At 61.0% G+C, this 19467-nt stretch carries 18 protein-coding genes and 1 pseudogene; 16 read left to right on the top strand and 3 right to left on the bottom strand.

What is annotated here, in order from left to right:
* Window positions 1–47 precede the first annotated feature (47 nt).
* Window positions 48–154 (bottom strand): annotated as a pseudogene (locus LUU92_RS16765) (diguanylate cyclase); the annotation flags it as partial.
* A gap of 258 nt (window positions 155–412) precedes the next feature.
* On the opposite strand from LUU92_RS16765, the gene LUU92_RS16760 reads away from it, so the two are divergent.
* The 6 genes from LUU92_RS16760 to LUU92_RS16735 all read left to right on the top strand — a co-directional run bounded on the left by LUU92_RS16760 (window position 413) and on the right by LUU92_RS16735 (window position 6162).
* Entirely contained in the window at window positions 413–730 is a 318-nt protein-coding gene (locus LUU92_RS16760; protein WP_257103864.1) for a hypothetical protein, read from the top strand.
* A 421-nt stretch (window positions 731–1151) separates the two neighbouring features.
* Complete coding sequence (locus tag LUU92_RS16755) at window positions 1152–1901, top strand: hypothetical protein (protein WP_071491796.1); 750 nt, start codon at window positions 1152–1154, stop codon at window positions 1899–1901.
* A gap of 136 nt (window positions 1902–2037) precedes the next feature.
* Entirely contained in the window at window positions 2038–2307 is a 270-nt protein-coding gene (locus LUU92_RS16750; protein WP_222541574.1) for a hypothetical protein, read from the top strand.
* A gap of 190 nt (window positions 2308–2497) precedes the next feature.
* Window positions 2498–4609, top strand: coding sequence for a TonB-dependent receptor family protein (locus tag LUU92_RS16745; RefSeq protein ID WP_257102335.1), 2112 nt, complete (start codon window positions 2498–2500; stop codon window positions 4607–4609).
* A gap of 81 nt (window positions 4610–4690) precedes the next feature.
* On the top strand, window positions 4691–5233 hold the full coding sequence (locus tag LUU92_RS16740; RefSeq protein WP_071491793.1) for a sigma-70 family RNA polymerase sigma factor: 543 nt from the start codon (window positions 4691–4693) through the stop codon (window positions 5231–5233).
* Window positions 5230–6162, top strand: a complete 933-nt coding sequence (locus LUU92_RS16735; RefSeq protein ID WP_093123747.1) for a FecR family protein — start codon at window positions 5230–5232, stop codon at window positions 6160–6162. Before LUU92_RS16740 ends, LUU92_RS16735 begins: the two co-directional genes overlap by 4 nt.
* On the opposite strand, the gene LUU92_RS16730 is transcribed toward LUU92_RS16735, so the two are convergent.
* The gene (locus tag LUU92_RS16730; RefSeq protein WP_071491791.1) at window positions 6159–7976 is read right to left on the bottom strand and encodes a sigma-54-dependent Fis family transcriptional regulator; all 1818 of its coding nucleotides are present in this window, start codon (window positions 7974–7976) and stop codon (window positions 6159–6161) included. The two genes, LUU92_RS16735 and LUU92_RS16730, sit on opposite strands and share 4 nt — an antisense overlap.
* Window positions 7977–8231: 255 nt before the next feature.
* Here LUU92_RS16730 and LUU92_RS16725 point away from each other — a divergent pair, with 255 nt between their 5' ends.
* From LUU92_RS16725 to LUU92_RS16685, 9 genes are all read left to right on the top strand, one after another.
* Window positions 8232–9326, top strand: a complete 1095-nt coding sequence (locus LUU92_RS16725) for an ABC transporter ATP-binding protein (RefSeq protein ID WP_071491790.1) — start codon at window positions 8232–8234, stop codon at window positions 9324–9326.
* Entirely contained in the window at window positions 9326–10423 is a 1098-nt protein-coding gene (locus LUU92_RS16720; RefSeq protein ID WP_071491789.1) for an ABC transporter ATP-binding protein, read from the top strand. Before LUU92_RS16725 ends, LUU92_RS16720 begins: the two co-directional genes overlap by 1 nt.
* Window positions 10420–11286, top strand: coding sequence for a carbohydrate ABC transporter permease (locus LUU92_RS16715; protein ID WP_010209674.1), 867 nt, complete (start codon window positions 10420–10422; stop codon window positions 11284–11286). Before LUU92_RS16720 ends, LUU92_RS16715 begins: the two co-directional genes overlap by 4 nt.
* Window positions 11287–11296: 10 nt before the next feature.
* Window positions 11297–12097, top strand: a complete 801-nt coding sequence (locus tag LUU92_RS16710; protein ID WP_071491788.1) for a carbohydrate ABC transporter permease — start codon at window positions 11297–11299, stop codon at window positions 12095–12097.
* Window positions 12098–12107: 10 nt separating this feature from the next.
* The gene (locus LUU92_RS16705) at window positions 12108–12380 is read left to right on the top strand and encodes a DUF2160 domain-containing protein (protein ID WP_257102334.1); all 273 of its coding nucleotides are present in this window, start codon (window positions 12108–12110) and stop codon (window positions 12378–12380) included.
* A gap of 32 nt (window positions 12381–12412) precedes the next feature.
* Window positions 12413–14155: an ABC transporter substrate-binding protein gene (locus LUU92_RS16700; RefSeq protein ID WP_222541577.1), complete on the top strand. Its 1743-nt coding sequence runs from the start codon at window positions 12413–12415 to the stop codon at window positions 14153–14155.
* A 242-nt stretch (window positions 14156–14397) separates the two neighbouring features.
* On the top strand, window positions 14398–15777 hold the full coding sequence (locus LUU92_RS16695) for an iron-containing redox enzyme family protein (protein WP_257102333.1): 1380 nt from the start codon (window positions 14398–14400) through the stop codon (window positions 15775–15777).
* Between the two features lie 10 nt (window positions 15778–15787).
* On the top strand, window positions 15788–16732 hold the full coding sequence (locus LUU92_RS16690) for a methyltransferase (RefSeq protein ID WP_257102332.1): 945 nt from the start codon (window positions 15788–15790) through the stop codon (window positions 16730–16732).
* Window positions 16733–16737: 5 nt separating this feature from the next.
* Window positions 16738–17856: a carboxylate-amine ligase gene (locus tag LUU92_RS16685; RefSeq protein ID WP_257102331.1), complete on the top strand. Its 1119-nt coding sequence runs from the start codon at window positions 16738–16740 to the stop codon at window positions 17854–17856.
* A gap of 16 nt (window positions 17857–17872) precedes the next feature.
* Here LUU92_RS16685 and LUU92_RS16680 read toward each other — a convergent pair whose 3' ends face one another.
* A complete protein-coding gene (locus LUU92_RS16680) occupies window positions 17873–18301 on the bottom strand; it encodes a hypothetical protein (RefSeq protein WP_093123719.1) in 429 nt (142 codons plus the stop codon).
* A gap of 163 nt (window positions 18302–18464) precedes the next feature.
* Between LUU92_RS16680 and LUU92_RS16675 the strand changes: the two genes are divergently transcribed.
* The gene (locus tag LUU92_RS16675; protein ID WP_257102330.1) at window positions 18465–19466 is read left to right on the top strand and encodes an ABC transporter substrate-binding protein; all 1002 of its coding nucleotides are present in this window, start codon (window positions 18465–18467) and stop codon (window positions 19464–19466) included.
* Window position 19467: the final 1 nt, after the last annotated feature.

The raw sequence follows: 19467 nt of genomic DNA, 5'->3' as shown, positions 1-19467 counted from the left end.
CACGTCGGGGCATTGGCTTTTAATCGGCGCGCGCGGTGTTGATCAGTCGCAAACCGCTGCCTTCTCACCCGGTACATCTCCCCACCCGCATGACTCAACAGGGTATCGGCATCCAGCTCATCCTCCCCGGAAAAAAGACCACGACGATACTGCAGCCGGTTGTCCAAGGCGCCTGCCCAAACGTATGATCAGGCCGGGCGTCCTCTACGGTCGCTGGGACTCACCCCATTTTCAAGGACACGAGCATGCAAAAGCACTTCGGTAATTCAGGCCTGTTCAAGGCTGCTTCGTATCGTTGCAACAAAACCCTCGGCAACGGCATCGCCCGCTGGGAGTTGAACAACAGTGCGTTGAATACGAAGGAGTTTTTGATATGTCCAAAGAACTACTCGGAGTTTCTGCTCTAGGGTTGATGGTCGTTGGTGAATTTTGTGCAATCTACAGCGAGGTAATCACCGCCCGGCTGGCTCAGGCGGGCGACGGTTCATGGCAGGCGTTCGTCATGCCGGTGGTGTTGATGTGTTTTGCCGGGCTTTGCCTGCTGGGAGCTTACTGGCTGGGGTACCGGGCGGTCGGTGATATCTGGGTGGTGACAGTCGTTTCCATCACCTCGTTATTGCTGCTGGAGCCTGTGGTGATCTGGGCGCTGTTCCAGGAAATGCCCGGGCGGGGTGCCCTGATCGGGTTTTGCCTGGGGGCTCTGGGCATGCTGGCCACGGTCTTGCTGTAGTTGCACATTCTGGCCCGGCCAATGGGTGTCGGGCCAGATGCTGAGGGAGTTGCAGGCAATACCTTCCTGCGCCGCAGCCGCGGCTGAATTTGAAGCCGGTGACACGTTGTTCAGCAAAAAAGCTGAGCTACCGAAAGCAGGCAAATCATCTGAACAACCATTTGCGCCCGAATTGGATGTTTCATTGCCGTCACCTCCTATACAGCTGCTTATGAGCAAATGCGCAAAAAATACACGCAGCTGTTGCTCTCAGTATAGGCCCTGAAACGAATCCTTCACGATTGCGCCGATTCACCTGCCCGGTGGTCTCTGCTTACAACTATCTGCCTGGATCCACTGCACTTTTTTGGATTTCTCCGCTCTATCCTTGTCCCAGCCCTGCCGATTTCCCGCGTGGGCAGATGAATCAGATCGGGTGCCGATGGATCGCACATTTCCTCGTTTCAACCTTCAACGCGGTTGCCAGCCCTTGCTGCTGGCCGCTGTGTTGATGCTCTGCGCCAGCGGTTGCAGCCAGCAACAGGGGCGGGATATCGCCAAGCAGTTCAGCAACGGCAAACCCGATGAGTTCTTCCAGACCAGTGTCGACCGCATGGCCACGCTGGGCATGCGCGACAACCTGCAAAGCCTGTATCTGCTGATGAACAAGCTCTATTTGCGCAACCCCAGCCAGTGGCGTCAGTCGGGTTATCCGGATGCGGTCAGCGCTGCGCGAGAGATCCGCCAGGCCATCGAGCAACGTCGATCGCTGCCGGCTCTGGATGATCGCCGCGACTTGGCGGCGCTGAGTTATTCCCTGAGTCCGGAGTTCAAAGGCGATCGTGTCGGCGCGTTTATCTACGCCATCGGCAGCATGATCGTGACGGCCCACGGTGGGCGTACTGAGTTCTACATCACCGATTCGATCAACCCGCAGTTTGTCAGCAACGCCGCGCGCAATATCGAGAAGGCCACCTGGCTGCTGAGCAAGCGCCAGGATGCCAATGGCGTGCTGCTGTTGTTCTCCAACGAAATATCGGAGGAGGGCAGCAACCTCAGCTTCGCGGTGGAGTTCGGCAAGATCGTTGCGCGCCTCGACCTGCTGACCCAGATGCTCGACGAGCGCTACCGGCGCATCGGTCTCAATTACGCGCAGAGCTTGTTGCTGATGAATTTTCTGCCGGTGCAATAAAGCTCGGCATCCTCTGGTGATTGGTACGGTGTTTCGTTTTCCCTTGTAGGAAGAGGCCTATCTTGCATCTCGATGGTTGAAACACCCAGTACTCATCAATAGCCTCGGATTTTTCCGAAAGCTTGAGGCCTCTACCATGGGTAAGCAAAAGACGGTTTGGCCCACTGATCGCGAAATACGTTTGCGTTTTATCCTTTTTGCCGTGATCGATGCGGCGAGTGTCCAAGGCGTTTCTGCCGAGGTGTTGCTGCCAGCGCACAAGTTATTGCGGGACTCGCCGACCGAGGCGCAATTATTGGAAGCGCTCGACAAAATCCTCAGTGCGGATGAAATGTATGGATTCCGGTTTGCTCCGGGATCAGAAGCAGATGAACTGATGCAAAGCCGGCTGATACCCCCCCATTGAGGATTGACACTGCAACTGTGGCGAGCGGGACAAGCCCGCTCGCCACTTCCTGCTGCTCTGCCACCCTCGTGCAGCGAATAGTCTTGGTCCGACGTTGGTGTGGGAAGGGGCTGGTCCGTTAATAAGGAGTGACCTGGCGGGTGCCCCTGTCTTCCCACCAGGTGCCCCCCGAATTCCAAGGACCTGCCCGATGCTGCTGCGCCAACCTCCGCTCTTGTTTGCCGCCCTGACCTTAAGCTCACTGGTGCACGCCGAAGACCTGCAATTGGCCCCGGTCGAAGTCACCGGCAGCCAAGCCAGCGACGGTGAAGTGGCCCAGGCGCAGCTCAAGAGCGTGCCCGGCGGCACCAACTATATCGACATGAACAGCGTGCAGCAGGGAAGGGTGAGCACCAACGAAGACGTGTTCAAGTACCAGGCCGGAGTGTATGCCAAGGCGGCCAACAACGAAGGGGTGAAACTCTCGATTCGTGGTTCGGGCCTGAACCGCAGCCCCGGTGCCCATGCCTCCGGCTTGTATGAAATGTTCGATGGCCTGCCACTCACCGGCCCCGGCGGCACGCCTTATGAGCTGAAAGATCCCTTGTGGCAAAGCCGGGTCGAAGTGCTGCGCGGCGCCAACGGTTTTGATCAGGGCGCGCTGGCCTTGGGCGGCGCGGTCAACTATGTGACCCGCACGGGCTACGATGCACCCAAGCTGCAACTACGTTACGAAGCGGGCAGCAAAGGCTACGCCCAGCGCGAGATCAGCTCGGGCCAGGTACTGGGGGATGCCGACTACTACATCAGCCTCACCGATTCCGAATCCGACGGCTACCAGCACCAGAGCGCTGCCACCGGCAAAGGCGTGGCCGCCAACTTCGGCTACCGCTTCAACCCGGACCTGGAAACCCGCTTCTACTTCCGTTACCGCGAAACCACCAACGACACCCCAGGCAAACTCACGCGCAGCCAGATCAGCCACGACCCGCGTGCGGCCAACAGCCTCAACGCCGCCAGGGATTCCAAGCGCCTGCAACCGGGCTCCACCTGGATCGCCAACAAGACCTCCCTGCAATTGGACGACAACGCGCGGGTCGAAGTCGGGCTGGCCTACCACGACTACCCGATGGACTTGCGCGAAGGCACCAACCGCCTGAAAGTCGCCTACACCGATATCAGCAGCACCCTCAATTACATCCGCCAGGACACGCTGTTCGGCCATGACAGTAAAACCACTGTCGGCCTGCGCACCACCCAGGCGATGCCCAATAACGGCGCTTCGGAATACGTGCGCACACCCGCCGGCAATACCGCAACCTACGCCCCCGGCACCAAGACCCGCGACTACAGCTACCTGGGCTCCGACACCGTGTTGCATATCGGCAACGACCTGGAACTGGTGCCTGACCTGTGGCTGACCACTGGCCTGGCGGCGATCTATACCCGCCGCGAAACCCAGGTCACCTACCCTGAAGGCCAGGCGCCGCTCAGCCAGCACGACTGGGACTACGCACCACGCATCGGCCTGCGCTACGACTTCACCCCACAATTGCAGGTGTACGGCAACCTGAGCCGCTCGGTCGAGCCGCCGCATGCGTGGTCGATGATCTGGGGTTCCAACAAATACTTTACCGGTGGTCCGGCCAAAGGCCTGGCACGGGAGGGCGTGAGCCTGAAAAACCAGACCGCCACCACCCTGGAGATCGGCGGGCGCGGTGAGGCCTGGCTCGGCCAGTGGGACCTGGCCCTGTACCGCTCCGAAGTGCGCCACGAATTGCTCAGCGTGGAAACCCAGGCGCAAACCTCTACCAGCAATGCCATCGTCGCCGAGTCCAACGCCAGCCCCACCGTACACCAGGGTGTGGAACTGAGCCTGCTCAGCCCGTTATGGGACGGCGGCCGCAACGGCCGGCTTGCGCTGCGCCAGGCCTACACCTTCAGCGACTTCCATTACCGCGACGATGACCGCTTCGGCGACAACACCTTGCCCGGCATCCCCAGGCACTACTACCAGGCGCAAGTGCGCTACAGCCATCCGACGGGTTTCTACACCAGCCTCAACACCGAGTATTCCTCACGGGTGGCGGTGGACTACGCCAATTCCTACTACGCCGCGTCCTACACCCTGCTCGGCGCCACGCTCGGCTACGACGCGCCCAAGCAGGACTGGCAAGCCTGGGTCGACCTGCGCAACCTGACCAACCGTCGTTACGCCAATACCGTGACGCCGGGTTATGACGACAAGGGGGTGGATGTAGCGCGTTCTACGCCGGCGGATGGCCGTGGCATCTACACCGGCGTGTCCTGGAGTTGGCGTTAAAGACAGGCCCTTGCCCCAAGCGGGTTTTACTGGCATTGTTCGCGCAATTGGTAACTCTTCCCATTTGAGATCTTTTTGCGCATGCATGACATTCCGGCCGCGCTGGGCGACTCCGTGCGCCAGCAGACCCTCACGGCGATGTACAGCGAGCACCACGGCTGGTTGCACGGCTGGCTGCGCAAGAAACTCGGGTGTTCCCAGCAGGCCGCCGACCTGGCCCATGACGCGTTTATCCGCGTCCTGATGCTGGCCGAGCCGCAGAGTATCAAGGAGCCTCGCGCTTTCCTGGCCACCACGGCTGGTCGGTTGTTGATCGACAGTGCCCGTCGCCGTCGTATCGAAAAAGCCTACATGGAAGCCCTGGTGATCCAGTGCGAAGACGCCGACATGCCCGACCCGGCTGCGATTCATGTGGCCTTGCAAGCCCTGGAGCGTATCGCAGAGATGCTCGCCGGCTTGCCTTTCAAAGCCCGCGAAGCATTCCTGTTGAGCCGCCTCGACGGGCTGACCTACAGCGAAATCGCCCTGCGCCTGGACGTTTCCTCCAGCACCGTCAAAAACTACATTTCCAGCGCCCTGGTGCATTGCTACCACAGCCTGCACCCGGCAGACCCGCTGGCATGAGTTCCGAGCAGATCATCCAGCAAGCCGCACAGTGGCTGACTCGCCTGCACGACGAAGGCGTGACCGACGCCGACCGCCAGGCGTTCAACACCTGGCGCCAGGCCGACCCGCGCCACGCCGTGGCCATCGAGCGCATGAGTGCGTTATGGGGCAGCCTCGATGCCTTGCCCGCCAAGCCAGCGCGCATTGCCCTGAACCGCGCCTTCACCCCGCGACGCCCACGTGGCGCGCAGGTGGTGGGTGTGCTCGGCCTGGTTCTGTGCGGCTGGCTGGGCCTGCAACACTTGCCGGTGTGGATGGCCGACCAACGTACCGGTGTCGGTGAGCGTCGGCAGATCGCCCTCGAAGATGGCAGCCAGTTGCAGCTCAACAGTAACTCGGCGGTGGATGTGCAGTTCGATGGTCATCAACGGGTGATCGAACTGCTGCAAGGCGAGCTCTGGGTCGAGGTGGCGAAGGATGCGCAACGGCCGTTCGTGGTTCGCACCGACCAGGGCACGGCCACTGCGCTGGGCACGCGTTATCTGGTCAAGCGCGCGGCAGACGGCACCACGGTGGTCACGGTGATCGAGTCCACGGTCGCGATCAAAGGCGATGCCGGCGATGGGGTCAAGGTCACGGCCGGCCAGCGTTCGGTGCTCGACCACGGCCGCGCCCAGCCACCGCAAGCCATCGGTGACAGCGATCCCGACGCCTGGACCCGCGGCCTGCTCAAGGTCAACGACCAACCCTTGAGCGAGGTCTTGCAAACCCTCGCCAGCTACCGCCACGGCTTGCTGCGTTTCGACCCCCAGGCCCTGCAAAACCTGCGGGTGTCCGGGGTGTTCAAGCTGGACGACACGGCGGCGGCGTTGTCGTCACTGGCCGATAACCTGCCGATCCAGGTGGAGTACTTCACCGACCTGCTGGTGGTGGTCAAGCCACGCTAGCCTTCGTTCTGGCGCAGGCGTTTGTACAGGGTATTGCGGCTCACCCCCAGCTCTCGCGCCAGATGGGAAATATTGCCGCCGGCGGCTTTCAAGCGCTGGTTCAGGTCGATGCTGTCATCCAGGTACTCACTGGCGGGCGGCGGCGCCGCGACGTTCAAATCCACGAAGAAATCGTCCGGCAGGTGCTCTGCACGGATCGGCTGTTCCTCGGCCATGGCCAGCGCCACCTGCAACACACTGCTCACCTGGCGCAAATTCCCCGGCCACGGGTGCCGCTCGAACAGCGCCAATACTTCGGCGCTCAGGCCCGCCCATTGAGTCGGCTCGCGGTGTTGCTGCCACAGTTGCTGGAACAGCGCCTGTTTGTCGGTGCGCTCGCGTAACGGCGGCAGTTCCAGGGTCAGGCCACCGATGCGGTAGTACAAATCCTCACGGAAACGCCCAGCCTGTACCAGATCCCGCAGTGCACGGTTGGTGGCCGAGATGATGCGCAAATCCACCGGGAACAACTCGCTGCTGCCTACCGGTTGCACGCAACGCTCCTGCAACACCCGTAGCAAGCGGGCCTGGGTGGGCAGCGGCATATCACCGATCTCGTCGAGAAACAGCGTGCCCTTGTCGGCCTTGCGGATCAGGCCGATGCTGCCTTTCTGGTTGGCGCCGGTGAACGCGCCCTTTTCATAGCCGAACAGCTCCGATTCCACCAATTCGGCGGGAATCGCCGCGCAGTTCACCGCGATAAATGCCTTCTGGCTGCGCGAGCTGGCGTGGTGCAGGGCTTTGACGAACACCTCCTTGCCCACGCCGGTTTCGCCGTGAATCAGCAGCGGGATGTCTTTCTCCAGCAGGCGCTCGGCCTGGCGCACGGCTTTCTCCACGCGCGCGTCGCCGAAATGCAAAGTCTTGAGGCCAATCGGCGCAGGCTTCGATGGCGCCGGCTCGGTGAACACGCGCGCCTGCACCGGCATCTGCCTGGGGCGCTTCAACAAGCACTGGAAGCGATTGCGTCCCGCCGCTTGCAGGGAGAAGGGCAGGCCTTCCGGTTGGTTCAACAGTTCCAGCAACGATACCTTGAACAGGCTGTCGATCATCACCCGCGACAGGCTGATGCCCAGCAGGTTGTCGGCACGTCGATTGGCCGACAGCACCTGGCCGCTTTCATCAAAGATCAGCAGGCCGGCCCACTGGCTGTCGAGGTTGCTCAGCCCGGTGTTGAAGGTCAGCTGGAAATGTTCGCCGCGAAACAGGTTGAGGATCAGCCGGTTCTCCACGGTCTGGCTCATCATCTTGACCATGCCCAGGGTGTGGGAGGGCGGCAGGTAGCTGTCGCTGGACACATCCAGCACCGCGATGATCTCGCGCTGGGCGTCGAAGATCGGCGCCGCCGAGCCGGTCATGAAGCGGTTGGCCTTGAGAAAGTGTTCATCGTGTTCGATATGCACCGCCTGGGCGCAGGCCAACGCGGTGCCGATGGCATTGGTGCCGCTGGAACGCTCCATCCAGCTGGCGCCGGGGTTGAAACCACGGGCCAGCTTGGGCTCGATAAAGCGCTGGGTGCCCCAACTGGTCAGCACCTGGCCCTGGTTGTCGGCCAGCATGATCAGGCAGTTGGAGTTGCTCAGGATGTTCTCGTAGTAGGGCAGCACTTCCTGGTGGGTGGTCTGCACCAGCGAATGCTGGCTCTCCAGCAATTGGTTGATGCCCTCGGCGGGGAGCTGGTCGAAGCTGGGCGTGCTCTGGTGGTCCAGGCCAAAGGCGCGGCAACGGCGCCAGGATTCCTGGATAAGGGTGTCGTGAGCCAGTGGTTCGGCCATGGGGTGACCTGCGTTTTTATTGTTATGGGGTCTTGCGCAACGGACTGCTGGAAATCATTCCACTGTATTGGTCGTCAGAGTGTTGTTCAGAACTGTTCATTGTCAAGGCCCTGACTGTTCAGTTGTTCAGCCAAATTGTTCACTCCTGAACATCGCTTTCAGCTGATTTCCTTGCACATCAACCACTTGTCGTTTTGGCACGAAACTCGCTGTGTCACCTGGCCAGATTCATTCCAATAATAAAAAGGTCGTGTCATGTCATTGACCCTGGAACATGTCTCCCGCGTTGTCGAAGGCCAGACCTGGATCGACGACGCCAACCTGCGTTTCGAAGCCGGCTCCTTCAACGTCTTGCTCGGTCGCACGCTGTCCGGCAAGACCAGCCTGATGCGCCTGATGGCCGGTCTGGACAAACCCGACAGCGGCCGCATCCTGATGAACGGCGTGGACGTCACGCAAAAACCGGTGCGCTTGCGCAACGTGTCGATGGTGTATCAGCAGTTCATCAATTACCCGACCATGACCGTGTTCGAAAACATCGCCTCGCCGTTGCGCCAGGCCGGTGTGTCCAGCGAGCTGATCCAGAGCAAGGTGCTGGAAACCGCCAGGATGCTGCGCATCGAAAAATTCCTCCAGCGTCACCCCCTGGAACTCTCCGGCGGCCAGCAGCAGCGCACGGCCATGGCCCGCGCACTGGTCAAGGATGCCGAACTGATCCTGTTCGATGAGCCGCTGGTGAACCTGGACTACAAACTTCGCGAAGAGCTGCGTCAGGAAATGCGCGAACTGTTCGCCGCACGCCACACCATCGCGATCTACGCCACCACCGAGCCCAACGAAGCCCTGGCCCTGGGCGGCACCACGACCATCCTCCACGAAGGCCGGGTGATCCAGAGCGGCAAGGCGGCCGAGGTGTATCACCAGCCGCAGACTGTGCTGGCCGCGGAGTTGTTTTCCGAGCCGCCGATCAACCTGATGCCGGGGCGCATCAGTGGCAATGAAGTGAGCTTCGCCAATTTCGTGCACTTCCCACTCAACGTCGACCTGCGTCCCATCGGCGAAGGCGAGTTCCGGTTCGGCGTACGCCCCAGCCACATCAGCCTGGTGCCGAGCAACGATGACGACCTGGAGCTGGCGGTCACCGTGGAAGTCGCCGAGATCAGCGGTTCGGAAACTTTCCTGCATGTGCGCAGCGAACATTTCCTGCTGGTGCTGCACCTGCCGGGGGTGCACGAGTACGACGTCGATGCGCCGATCCGCGTGTATATCCCCACCCATAAACTGTTTGTGTTCGATGGCCAGGGCCGTTTGGTCCAGGCTCCCGGACGCCGTGTCGCGAGGGTTGCCTGATGGCCGAGATCCATTTGCAGAACCTGGCGCACAGCTACAGCCCTGCGCCGAAAGGGCCTGAAGACTACGCTATCCGAGCAATGAACCACGTGTGGGAGCAGGGCGGGGCCTACGCCTTGCTCGGGCCGTCGGGCTGCGGCAAGTCGACGTTGCTCAACATCATCTCCGGCCTGCTCAGCCCGTCCGAAGGCCAGGTGCTGTTCGACACTCAAGTGGTCAACGACCTCACCCCGGAAAAACGCAACATCGCCCAGGTGTTCCAGTTCCCGGTGGTGTACGACACCATGACGGTGTTCGACAACCTGGCATTCCCGCTGCGTAACCAGGGCATGGCCGAGGCGAAAATTCACAGCAAGGTGCAGGAAATTGCCGAAGTCCTCGACCTGCAAAACCTGCTGACCAAAAAGGCGCGCAACCTCACCGCCGACGAAAAACAGAAAGTCTCCATGGGCCGTGGCCTGGTGCGCGACGACGTATCGGCGATCCTGTTCGATGAACCGCTGACGGTGATCGACCCGCACCTCAAGTGGAAACTGCGGCGCAAACTCAAGCAGATCCACGAGCAATTCAACATCACCATGGTCTATGTGACCCACGATCAATTGGAGGCCTCGACCTTCGCCGACAAGATCGCAGTGATGTACGGCGGGCAGATCGTGCAGTTCGGCACGCCGCGTGACCTGTTCGAACGGCCGAGCCACACCTTTGTCGGCTATTTCATCGGCAGCCCTGGGATGAATCTGATCGAGGTGCAGGCCCAGGCGGGCGGGGTGCGCTTTGCCGAGACTCATTTGCCCTTGTCCGAGGCGTTGCAGCAACGTATTGCCAACACCGACTACAAGAAGCTGCAGGTCGGCATCCGCCCGGAATTCATCCACGTATGGGACGAGTACAACCCTGACGCCCTGCAGGCCGATGTCACTCATCTTGAAGACCTTGGCACCTACAAGATCGTCACCCTCAACCTCGACGGCGCGCTGCTCAAGGTGCGCCTGGCCGAAGACAAGCCCGTGCCGGAAGGCAAGGCGTCCATCAGTTTTCCGGCGCAATGGCTGATGGTGTATGCCGACGACTACCTGCTGGAGGTGCAGCCATGAACAAGGTGCAGAACAACAAGGCCTGGTGGCTGGTGTTACCGGTGTTCCTGCTGGTGGCGTTCAGTGCGGTGATCCCGATGATGACCGTGGTCAATTACTCGGTGCAGGACATCTTCGACCAGTCCAGCCGCTACTTCGTCGGTGCCGACTGGTACAAGCAGGTGCTGCTCGACCCGCGCCTGCATGACTCGTTGCTGCGTCAGTTCATCTACTCGGCCTGTGTGCTGCTGATCGAAATCCCGCTGGGCATCGCCATCGCCCTGACCATGCCGACCAAGGGGCGCTGGTCGTCGCTGGTACTGATCATTCTGGCCATTCCGCTGCTGATTCCGTGGAACGTGGTGGGCACCATCTGGCAGATTTTCGGTCGCGCCGACATCGGCCTGTTGGGTTACAGCCTCAATGCCCTGGGCATTAGTTACAACTACGCCGCCAATACCATGGACGCCTGGGTCACGGTGTTGGTCATGGACGTATGGCACTGGACCTCACTGGTGGCGCTGCTCTGCTACTCCGGCCTACGGGCGATTCCGGATGTGTACTACCAGGCAGCACGGATTGATCGTGCATCGCCCTGGGCGGTGTTCCGACATATCCAGTTGCCGAAGATGAAAAGCGTGCTGCTGATCGCGGTGATGCTGCGGTTCATGGACAGCTTCATGATCTACACCGAACCTTTCGTCCTCACGGGCGGCGGGCCGGGTAACGCCACCACGTTCTTGAGTCAGACCCTGACCCAGATGGCCGTAGGCCAATTCGATCTGGGCCCGGCTGCGGCGTTTTCCCTGGTGTACTTCCTGATCATCCTGTTGGTGTCCTGGCTGTTCTACACCGCCATGACCCACTCCGACGCCAACCGCTGAGGCCGCCAACATGAACAAGAGAAAGCTGATACCGCTACTGATCTACATCCTGTTCCTGCTGGTGCCGATCTACTGGCTGCTGAACATGTCCTTCAAGAGCAACACCGAAATCCTCGGCGGGCTGACGCTGTTTCCGCAGGACTTCACCCTGGCCAACTACAAGGTGATCTTCACTGACCCGAGCTGGTACACCGGTTACCTCAACTCGCTGTACTACGTGAGCCTGAACACGGTGATCTCCCTGAGTGTGGCACTGCCCGCGGCCTACGCGTTTTCGCGCTACCGCTTCCTCGGTGACAAGCACCTGTTTTTCTGGCTGTTGACCAACCGCATGGCGCCACCGGCGGTGTTTCTGCTGCCGTTCTTCCAGTTGTACTCGTCCATTGGGCTGTTCGACACGCACATCGCAGTGGCCCTGGCCCACTGCCTGTTCAACGTGCCGTTGGCGGTGTGGATCCTGGAGGGTTTCATGTCCGGCGTGCCCAAGGAAATCGACGAAACCGCCTACATCGACGGCTACTCGTTTCCGAAGTTTTTCGTGAAGATTTTTATCCCGTTGATTGGTTCCGGCATCGGTGTGACGGCGTTTTTCTGCTTCATGTTTTCCTGGGTCGAACTGCTGCTGGCGCGCACCCTGACCTCGGTCAACGCCAAGCCGATTGCGGCAGTGATGACGCGCACGGTGTCGGCATCGGGTATCGATTGGGGCGTGCTGGCGGCGGCGGGGGTGTTGACTATCCTGCCCGGCATGCTGGTGATCTGGTTTGTTCGCAACCACGTGGCCAAGGGCTTTGCCCTGGGCCGGGTCTGAGGAGTCGATGATGGAATGGATGGCCTGGACCACCCCCACCGCGCTGTTCTTTGGCGGCATAGCCCTGATCCTCGCGGGCATGGCCACCTGGGAGCTGCGTTCGCCGAGTATCCCCCGGCGGGGCTTTTTGCCGATCAGCACCACCCGTGGTGATCGTTTGTTTATCGGTCTTCTCGGCAGCGCCTACCTGCATTTGCTGGTGATCGGCGTTACCGACTGGAGCATCTGGGTAGCGTCCGCGCTCTCCCTGGTATGGCTGTTGAGTGTGATGCGTTGGGGCTGATGCCCTTATGAATAAACAACCAGGAGGTCTCTATGTTGAATAAGAACAATAAGCTGCGACATAGCATTTCATTGGCCGCCGTACTGGCTATGAGCGGTTTGAGCGCTTCGGCCTGGGCCGATGCGTACGAAGATGCCGCGAAAAAATGGATCGGCAGCGAGTTCAAACCGTCCACCCTCACGGCCGAACAGCAGTTGGCGGAATTGAAGTGGTTTATCAAGGCCGCCGAACCGTTCCGTGGGATGAAGATCAACGTGGTGTCGGAAACCCTCACCACCCACGAGTACGAGTCCAAGGTGCTGGCCAAGGCCTTCACTGAAATCACCGGGATCAAGCTGACCCACGACCTGTTGCAGGAAGGCGACGTGGTGGAGAAGCTGCAGACCCAGATGCAGTCCGACAAGAACATCTACGACGGCTGGGTCAACGACTCGGACCTGATCGGTACGCACTTTCGCTACGGCAAGACCGAATCCATCACCGACCTGATGGCCAACGAAGGCAAGGATTTCACCTCGCCGACCCTGGATATCAAGGACTTTATCGGCATTTCCTTTACCACCGCGCCGGACGGCAAGATCTATCAGTTGCCCGACCAGCAGTTTGCCAACCTCTACTGGTTCCGCGCCGACTGGTTCGAGCGTCCGGAGCTGAAAGCCAAGTTCAAGGAAAAATACGGCTACGACCTCGGCGTACCGGTGAACTGGTCGGCCTATGAAGACATCGCCAAGTTCTTCAGCGAAGACGTCAAGGAAATCGACGGCAAGCGCGTGTATGGGCACATGGACTACGGCAAGAAAGATCCGTCCCTGGGCTGGCGCTTCACCGATGCCTGGTTCTCCATGGCCGGTGGCGGCGACAAGGGCCTGCCCAACGGCCTGCCGGTGGACGAGTGGGGCATTCGCGTGGAGGACTGCCACCCGGTGGGCTCCAGCGTCACCCGTGGCGGCGACACCAACGGCCCGGCCGCAGTGTTTGCCACGCAGAAATACGTGGACTGGATGAAAGCCTACGCGCCGCCGGAAGCGGCGGGCATGACGTTCTCCGAGTCCGGCCCGGTGCCGTCCCAGGGCAACATCGCCCAGCAGATCTTCTGGTACACCGCGTTTACCGCCGACATGACCAAACCGGGCTTGCCAGTGGTGAATGCCGACGGCACGCCGAAATGGCGTATGGCGCCGTCGCCGGTGGGACCTTACTGGGAAAAGGGCATGAAGAAGGGCTATCAGGACGTAGGCTCTTGGACCTTCCTCAAGTCGACGCCTGAGAAACAGAAACTCGCGGCCTGGCTTTACGCGCAGTTCGTGACCTCGAAAACCGTTTCACTGAAGAAAACCATCGTCGGCCTGACGCCGATCCGTGAGTCCGACATCAACTCCCAGGCCATGACCGACATGGCGCCGAAACTCGGTGGCCTGGTGGAGTTCTACCGCAGCCCGGCCCGCGTCGAGTGGACTCCGACCGGCACCAACGTGCCGGACTACCCACGCCTGGCGCAACTGTGGTGGAGCAACATCGCCGCCGCCGCCAGCGGCGAGAAAACTCCGCAACAGGCGCTGGATAACCTGGCCAAGGAGCAGGACGCGATCATGACGCGCCTGGAACGCTCCAAGGTGCAACCGGTGTGTGGCCCGAAAATGAACCCTGAGCGTGACGCGCAATACTGGTTCGACCAGCCGGGCGCGCCGAAACCGAAACTGGCCGACGAAAAGCCGAAAGGCGAGACCGTGGGCTACAACGATCTGCTCAAACAGTGGGAGGCGGCGCGCAAGTAAACACCCCTGTAACTGCTAAGTGTGGTGAGCGGGGCAAGCCCGCTCACCACATGTGTTCTCTCAACATATCCGCGCCGGCGAAAAACCGAGCGCGGACCGCCGATCCGCAGCTTTCAAACCCCAATTGAATTTTCCGCACACCCCGATGCTCTTCACTTTAGAAGCGTGTGGTACTGAGCGCTCTTGCGGGGCCTCCTTGTCGGGGAGGCCTGGTTGTATCGGACTTTGCGGAAACTGCCATCATGACGCTTCTTACAGCGCTGTCAGGCCAACCGGCCTCTATCACCCACTCGGCGCCCGGCCAATACCAGCGGCTGTACCAACAGCTTTACGGTGAAGCCCAGGGGGCCGAAGAGATCGCGCGGGATTTCCTGCTGGCGCAGTTGACGCAAATGCGAGACGCCGCCAGCGATCTGCCCGAGATGGCCGAGCAACTGCCTGCCTGGGTCGAGCAGCGCTGCGCGCAGGTGGCCCAAGCCTATGCCGATTACCTTGAACAACGCCAACAAGGTCGACCACGTCGCTATTTTCAGAACAAGGCCCATGCGCTGTATTTCCTGCAGCACGTCGCCCCCACCAAACAGGTCGACGGCGCTTGGCTGAACGGCCTGCTGCGCTATTGGCACGCCCCGAGTTTCGACGGCCTGCTCACCACCTACCTTGAAGAGTTGGGTGACGGTGAAGCGGCACAGAACCATGTGGTGATCTACCGCAAATTGCTCAACGAACACGATGCCGATAGCGACGCCGGCCTCGAAGATGTGCACTACCTGCAAGGTGCCCTGCAACTGGCACTGGGATTGTGTGCCGAGGACTTCCTGCCGGAGATCATCGGCTTCAACCTGGGCTACGAACAGTTGCCCCTGCACCTGTTGATCACCGCCTACGAGTTGAGCGAACTGGGCATCGATCCGTATTACTTCACCCTGCACGTGACCATCGACAACGCCAGCAGCGGCCACGCCTGCAAGGCAGCGCAGTCGGTACTGAGCCTGCTGCCGATGGGCGAGGGCAGGGCGGATTTCTACCGCCGGGTGGCCGAGGGGTACCGCCTCAACGACCTGGGCCCGGGGACCACCGCGATTATCAGCGGTTTCAACCTGCAGGACGAAGTGGTCGCGATGCTCGAGCGCAAGCGCAGCTTCGGCCAACACATGCACTCGGACTATTGCCGCTTCGAAGGCAAGACCGTCAACCAGTGGCTGGGTCAGCCGGGGCAGATCGGCGCCTTTCTCCAGGCACTGGAAGACAAGGGCTGGATCAAGCGCAACCAGGACCCGGCCGAAAGTCGATTCTGGCAACTGATCGAGGGCGCGGGCGCGGCGATGTTCGGCGTGTTCAGCGGCTATGAAAAACAGGTGCTGCATGATTGGATCGCCGGCGACTGGATCAGTGACAAACGTGTGCCGCCCGTGCGGCCCGGGCGCGGCAGCCGGTTTTCCCGCGAGCAGCAACGCCCGACGGACCCGGACACCCAGGCGCTGGTTGATTCATTGTGCAACCTGTCCGATCAACAGCAGCTCAACGCACTGATCCCGTGGATGTCGGCGCGACGCCATTGCACGCCCGCCGGGTTGTACGCGACCCGCCGCTTTATTCAATTGCGCGCGCGATTGCGCTAAGGAACTTCCCATGTTTGCACAACACCTGGCCGATCGCGCCCTGTTGAACCTGGGCCGCAGGTTGAAGCAGCGCGGCTACCGTTTCATCACCCCGACGCCCTTGACCCACGAACGCGTCTATCAACGTCGGGCTGCCTCCCAGGCATCGGACCTTCGCGACGTATTCGGCTGGTCGATGCCGTTTGACCGCGACCTGGTGCCCGACACCTTCCGCGAGGACCTGCAACAAGCCGATGTCGTCGAACCGCATGGCGCGCTGTGGCGCAGCGCGGTGCGTTGGTCCAGCCTGGACGATCTTCTGTTTGCGCATTCCGCATACCCCACCACTGAACCGGATGCCGTGTTCTTCGGCCCCGACAGCTACCGCTTCGCCCAGGTGATCGAAGCCCATCTGCAACAGCGCTTCGAACCGCTCAAGCGCGCCGTGGATATCGGCTGCGGCGCGGGTGTGGGGGCACTGGTGATCGGCCGCGCTCGACATGACGCGCAGGTGTTGGCGGTGGATATCAACCCGCGCGCCCTGCGCATGACCGCCGTGAATGCCGAGCTGGCCGGGCTGAGCAATGTCAGCGCCTACCACAGCGATGTGCTGGCAAGCGTGGAGGGCGAGTTCGATTTGATCGTGGCCAACCCGCCGTACATGAATGATGACCGTCAACGCGCCTATCGCCACGGTGGCGGTGCATTGGGTGAGCAGTTATCGGTGCGCATCGCCGGCGAATCCCTGGGGCGCCTGGCCCTTGGTGGCAGCCTGGTGCTGTATACCGGTGTGGCGATAGTCGCGGGCGAGGACCCGTTCCTGGCGGCGGTCAAGCCATTGCTCGGCAGCGATGCGTTCGGCTGGACCTACCGTGAACTGGACCCTGACGTATTTGGCGAAGAGTTGGATAAGCCGGGCTACGAGCGGGTAGAGCGGATTGCGGTGGTCGCGCTCACCGTCACCCGTCTGCGCTGAAGGTCATGCTCACTTTCGGTATCGAAGAGGAATATTTCATCACCGACCTGCACACGCGGCACATGGTCGGCGAACCGTCGGCGGCGGTGCTGGCGGCCTGCCGGCAGGCGATTGGCCCGGGCTTCGCCCTCGAAATGTTCCAGGGCCAGATTGAGGTGGCATCCCCGGTGTTCAAGGCCAGCAGTGAGGCGGCGGATTACCTGGCCACCGTGCGCCACAACCTCGCCCGCTCCTTGGGCGCATTCGGTCTCGGTGTGGTCTGTGCCGGCAGCCATCCCTTGGCGGCATGGCGCGAGCAAATGGCCACCGACCGCGTGCATTTCCAGCAATTGTTCGAAGACATCCAGTACGTCGCGCGTCGCAGTGTGCTCTGTGGGTTGCACGTGCATGTCGAGGTGCCGGCCGGAATCGACCGCATCGCGGTGATGAATCAGGTCTCGCCCTGGTTGCCGTTATTGCTGCTCCTCAGTTGCTCGTCACCGTTCTGGGAGGGCGCACCCACAGGGTTCATGAGCTATCGCCAGGCCGCGTGCGATGAGTGGCCACGCATGGGCGTTCCCGAGCACTTCACCGATTGGTCGGCGTACTTGGGCTATTTGGCATTGCTGCAGCGCGTCGGTGCGATCAAGGCCGATGGCAACGGGTGGTGGGGCATTCGGCCTGCGGCGCGTTATCCCACCCTGGAACTGCGCATGACCGATGCCTGCCCCAGGCTGGCGGATGCGTTGGTGCTCGCCACCTTGTTTCGGGTAATGGTTACTCATGCCTGTGCCCTGGAACATCCCGGCGCCGGGTTCACCGCCGAGGCGCGCTGGCTGCTCAAGGAGAATCGCTGGCAGGCCAAGCGCTACGGTGCTGCGGGCAGCTTTGCGCTGGATGACCAGGGGACGATGGGCACTGCTGAACAGTGGCTGCTAGAGGCGCAACGCATCTTCGCGGCCACCGCCGGGGCCATGGGCGAGCCTCAGGTGTTTGATGACCTGCATAGGTTGCTGGCGTCAGGCAACAGCGCCGTCGATCAATTGCGCTGCCATGCCGACGCCCGGGCCTCGGGCGCCGATGAGCACGTGTGTCTGCAGCAAGTGGTCGACCGCCTGCTGGCCCAGAGTCGCGCTGCCCATTGACCTACTGCGCGAGCAATCAGGCCGCTTGTGGCTGCAGATGCAGTGCACCGTCGACATCCTTGACCAACCCACTGGCCAAAAACAGCGGTACCAACCGCTTGTGCAACTGCGGCTCGACAAACTCCTTCACCGTATCCAGCGCCAGCACACCACTCAGGGGCAATTCGGCCTTGGTGTACGACAACCAGGCTTTCTTCAACACCTGCAACACATCGCTGCCCGCCGTGGTGGCGAAGCGGCGCTGGGTGGGTTTGCCGTCGAAGGTGAAGCTGTGCTGGAACGCATAGCCGTTTTCATCGCCGTTACCATCGGTGCAGCGGATGCAGCTGCACGGGCCGTCGCCGAACGCGCTGCGCAGGTAGGCGTTGAAGTCCACCACGGGTTTGAGTGACAGGCGCTTATCCACCTCGAACAGGTCCCCGGTCATTTTTTCGTCAGTGTTCAACGTCCATTTCCTCGCTGGTTCGGCAGTTTTTCAAAGCGCGGCACAATAGCAGCCGGGGGCTGGTTTGTGGGCCATTTGCATAACAATAGATCCCGATATTCTTTTCCACTCTTAAAAATCGTCGCTAGGCTCCATCACCTTCTTAAAAACGCGGCAGACTCCCATGACTTTCAAGCGCTCCTCCCTGACCCTCTTGGCGGCTGCGACGGCCCTGATCAGCATCGGCGCCCAGGCCGAAGGCAAGATCAGCATCGCCCAGCAATTCGGCATCGGCTACCTGATCCTCGACGTGGTGCGCGACCAACACCTGATCGAAAAGCACGGTAAGGAGCAGGGCCTGGATATCCAGGTGGAGTGGAACAGCATTTCCGGCGCCACCGCGATGAACGAATCGCTGCTGGCCGGTGCGCTCGACGTGGTTTCCGCTGGCGTGCCGCCGATGCTGACCCTGTGGGACCGCACCAAGGGCAAGCAGAACGTCAAGGCCATCGCCTCCCTGGGCTCGATGCCCAACTACCTGCTGACCAACAACCCCAACGTGAAGACCCTCAAGGACTTCAGCGAAAAAGACCGCATCGCCGTGCCCGCCGCCGGTGTGGGTTTCCAGTCGCGCACCTTGCAGATCGAAACCGCCAAGCAGTTCGGCGATGCCAACTTCAAGAAGTTCGACGACATCTCCATCAGCCTGGCCCATCCCGATGCGACCGCCGCGTTGATTGCCGGGGGATCGGAGATCAACGCGCACTTCTCCAGCCCGCCGTTCCAGTATCAGGAACTGCTGAACCCTAACGTGCACAAGGTGCTCAGTTCCTACGACATCCTCGGTGGGCCGGCCACGTTCAACGTGCTCTACACCACGCAGAAATTCCACGACGAGAACCCCAAGACCTACAAGGCGTTCTATGACGCATTGGCCGAAGCCGAGACGATCATCAAGGCTGACAAGCCAGCGGCAGCCAAGGCGTATATCCGCGTAGAGCAGTCGAAGTTGCCGTTGGACCTGGTGGAAAAAATCGTCCAGGACCCGGAAATCGACTTCACCATCGTGCCGCAGCGTACCTACATCTACGCCGAGAAATTGCAGGCACTGGGCGTGCTGAAAAACAAGGCCGCCAGTTGGAAGGACTACTTCTTCGAAGAGGCTCATGGCGGCAATGGCAGTTGAT

Source organism: Pseudomonas extremorientalis (assembly GCF_024584605.1).
In the GTDB taxonomy this organism is placed as follows: Bacteria; Pseudomonadota; Gammaproteobacteria; order Pseudomonadales; family Pseudomonadaceae; genus Aquipseudomonas; species Aquipseudomonas extremorientalis.
Note: the sequence above shows the minus strand (reverse complement) of the source record. Positions and strands in the feature narration are given on the sequence as shown.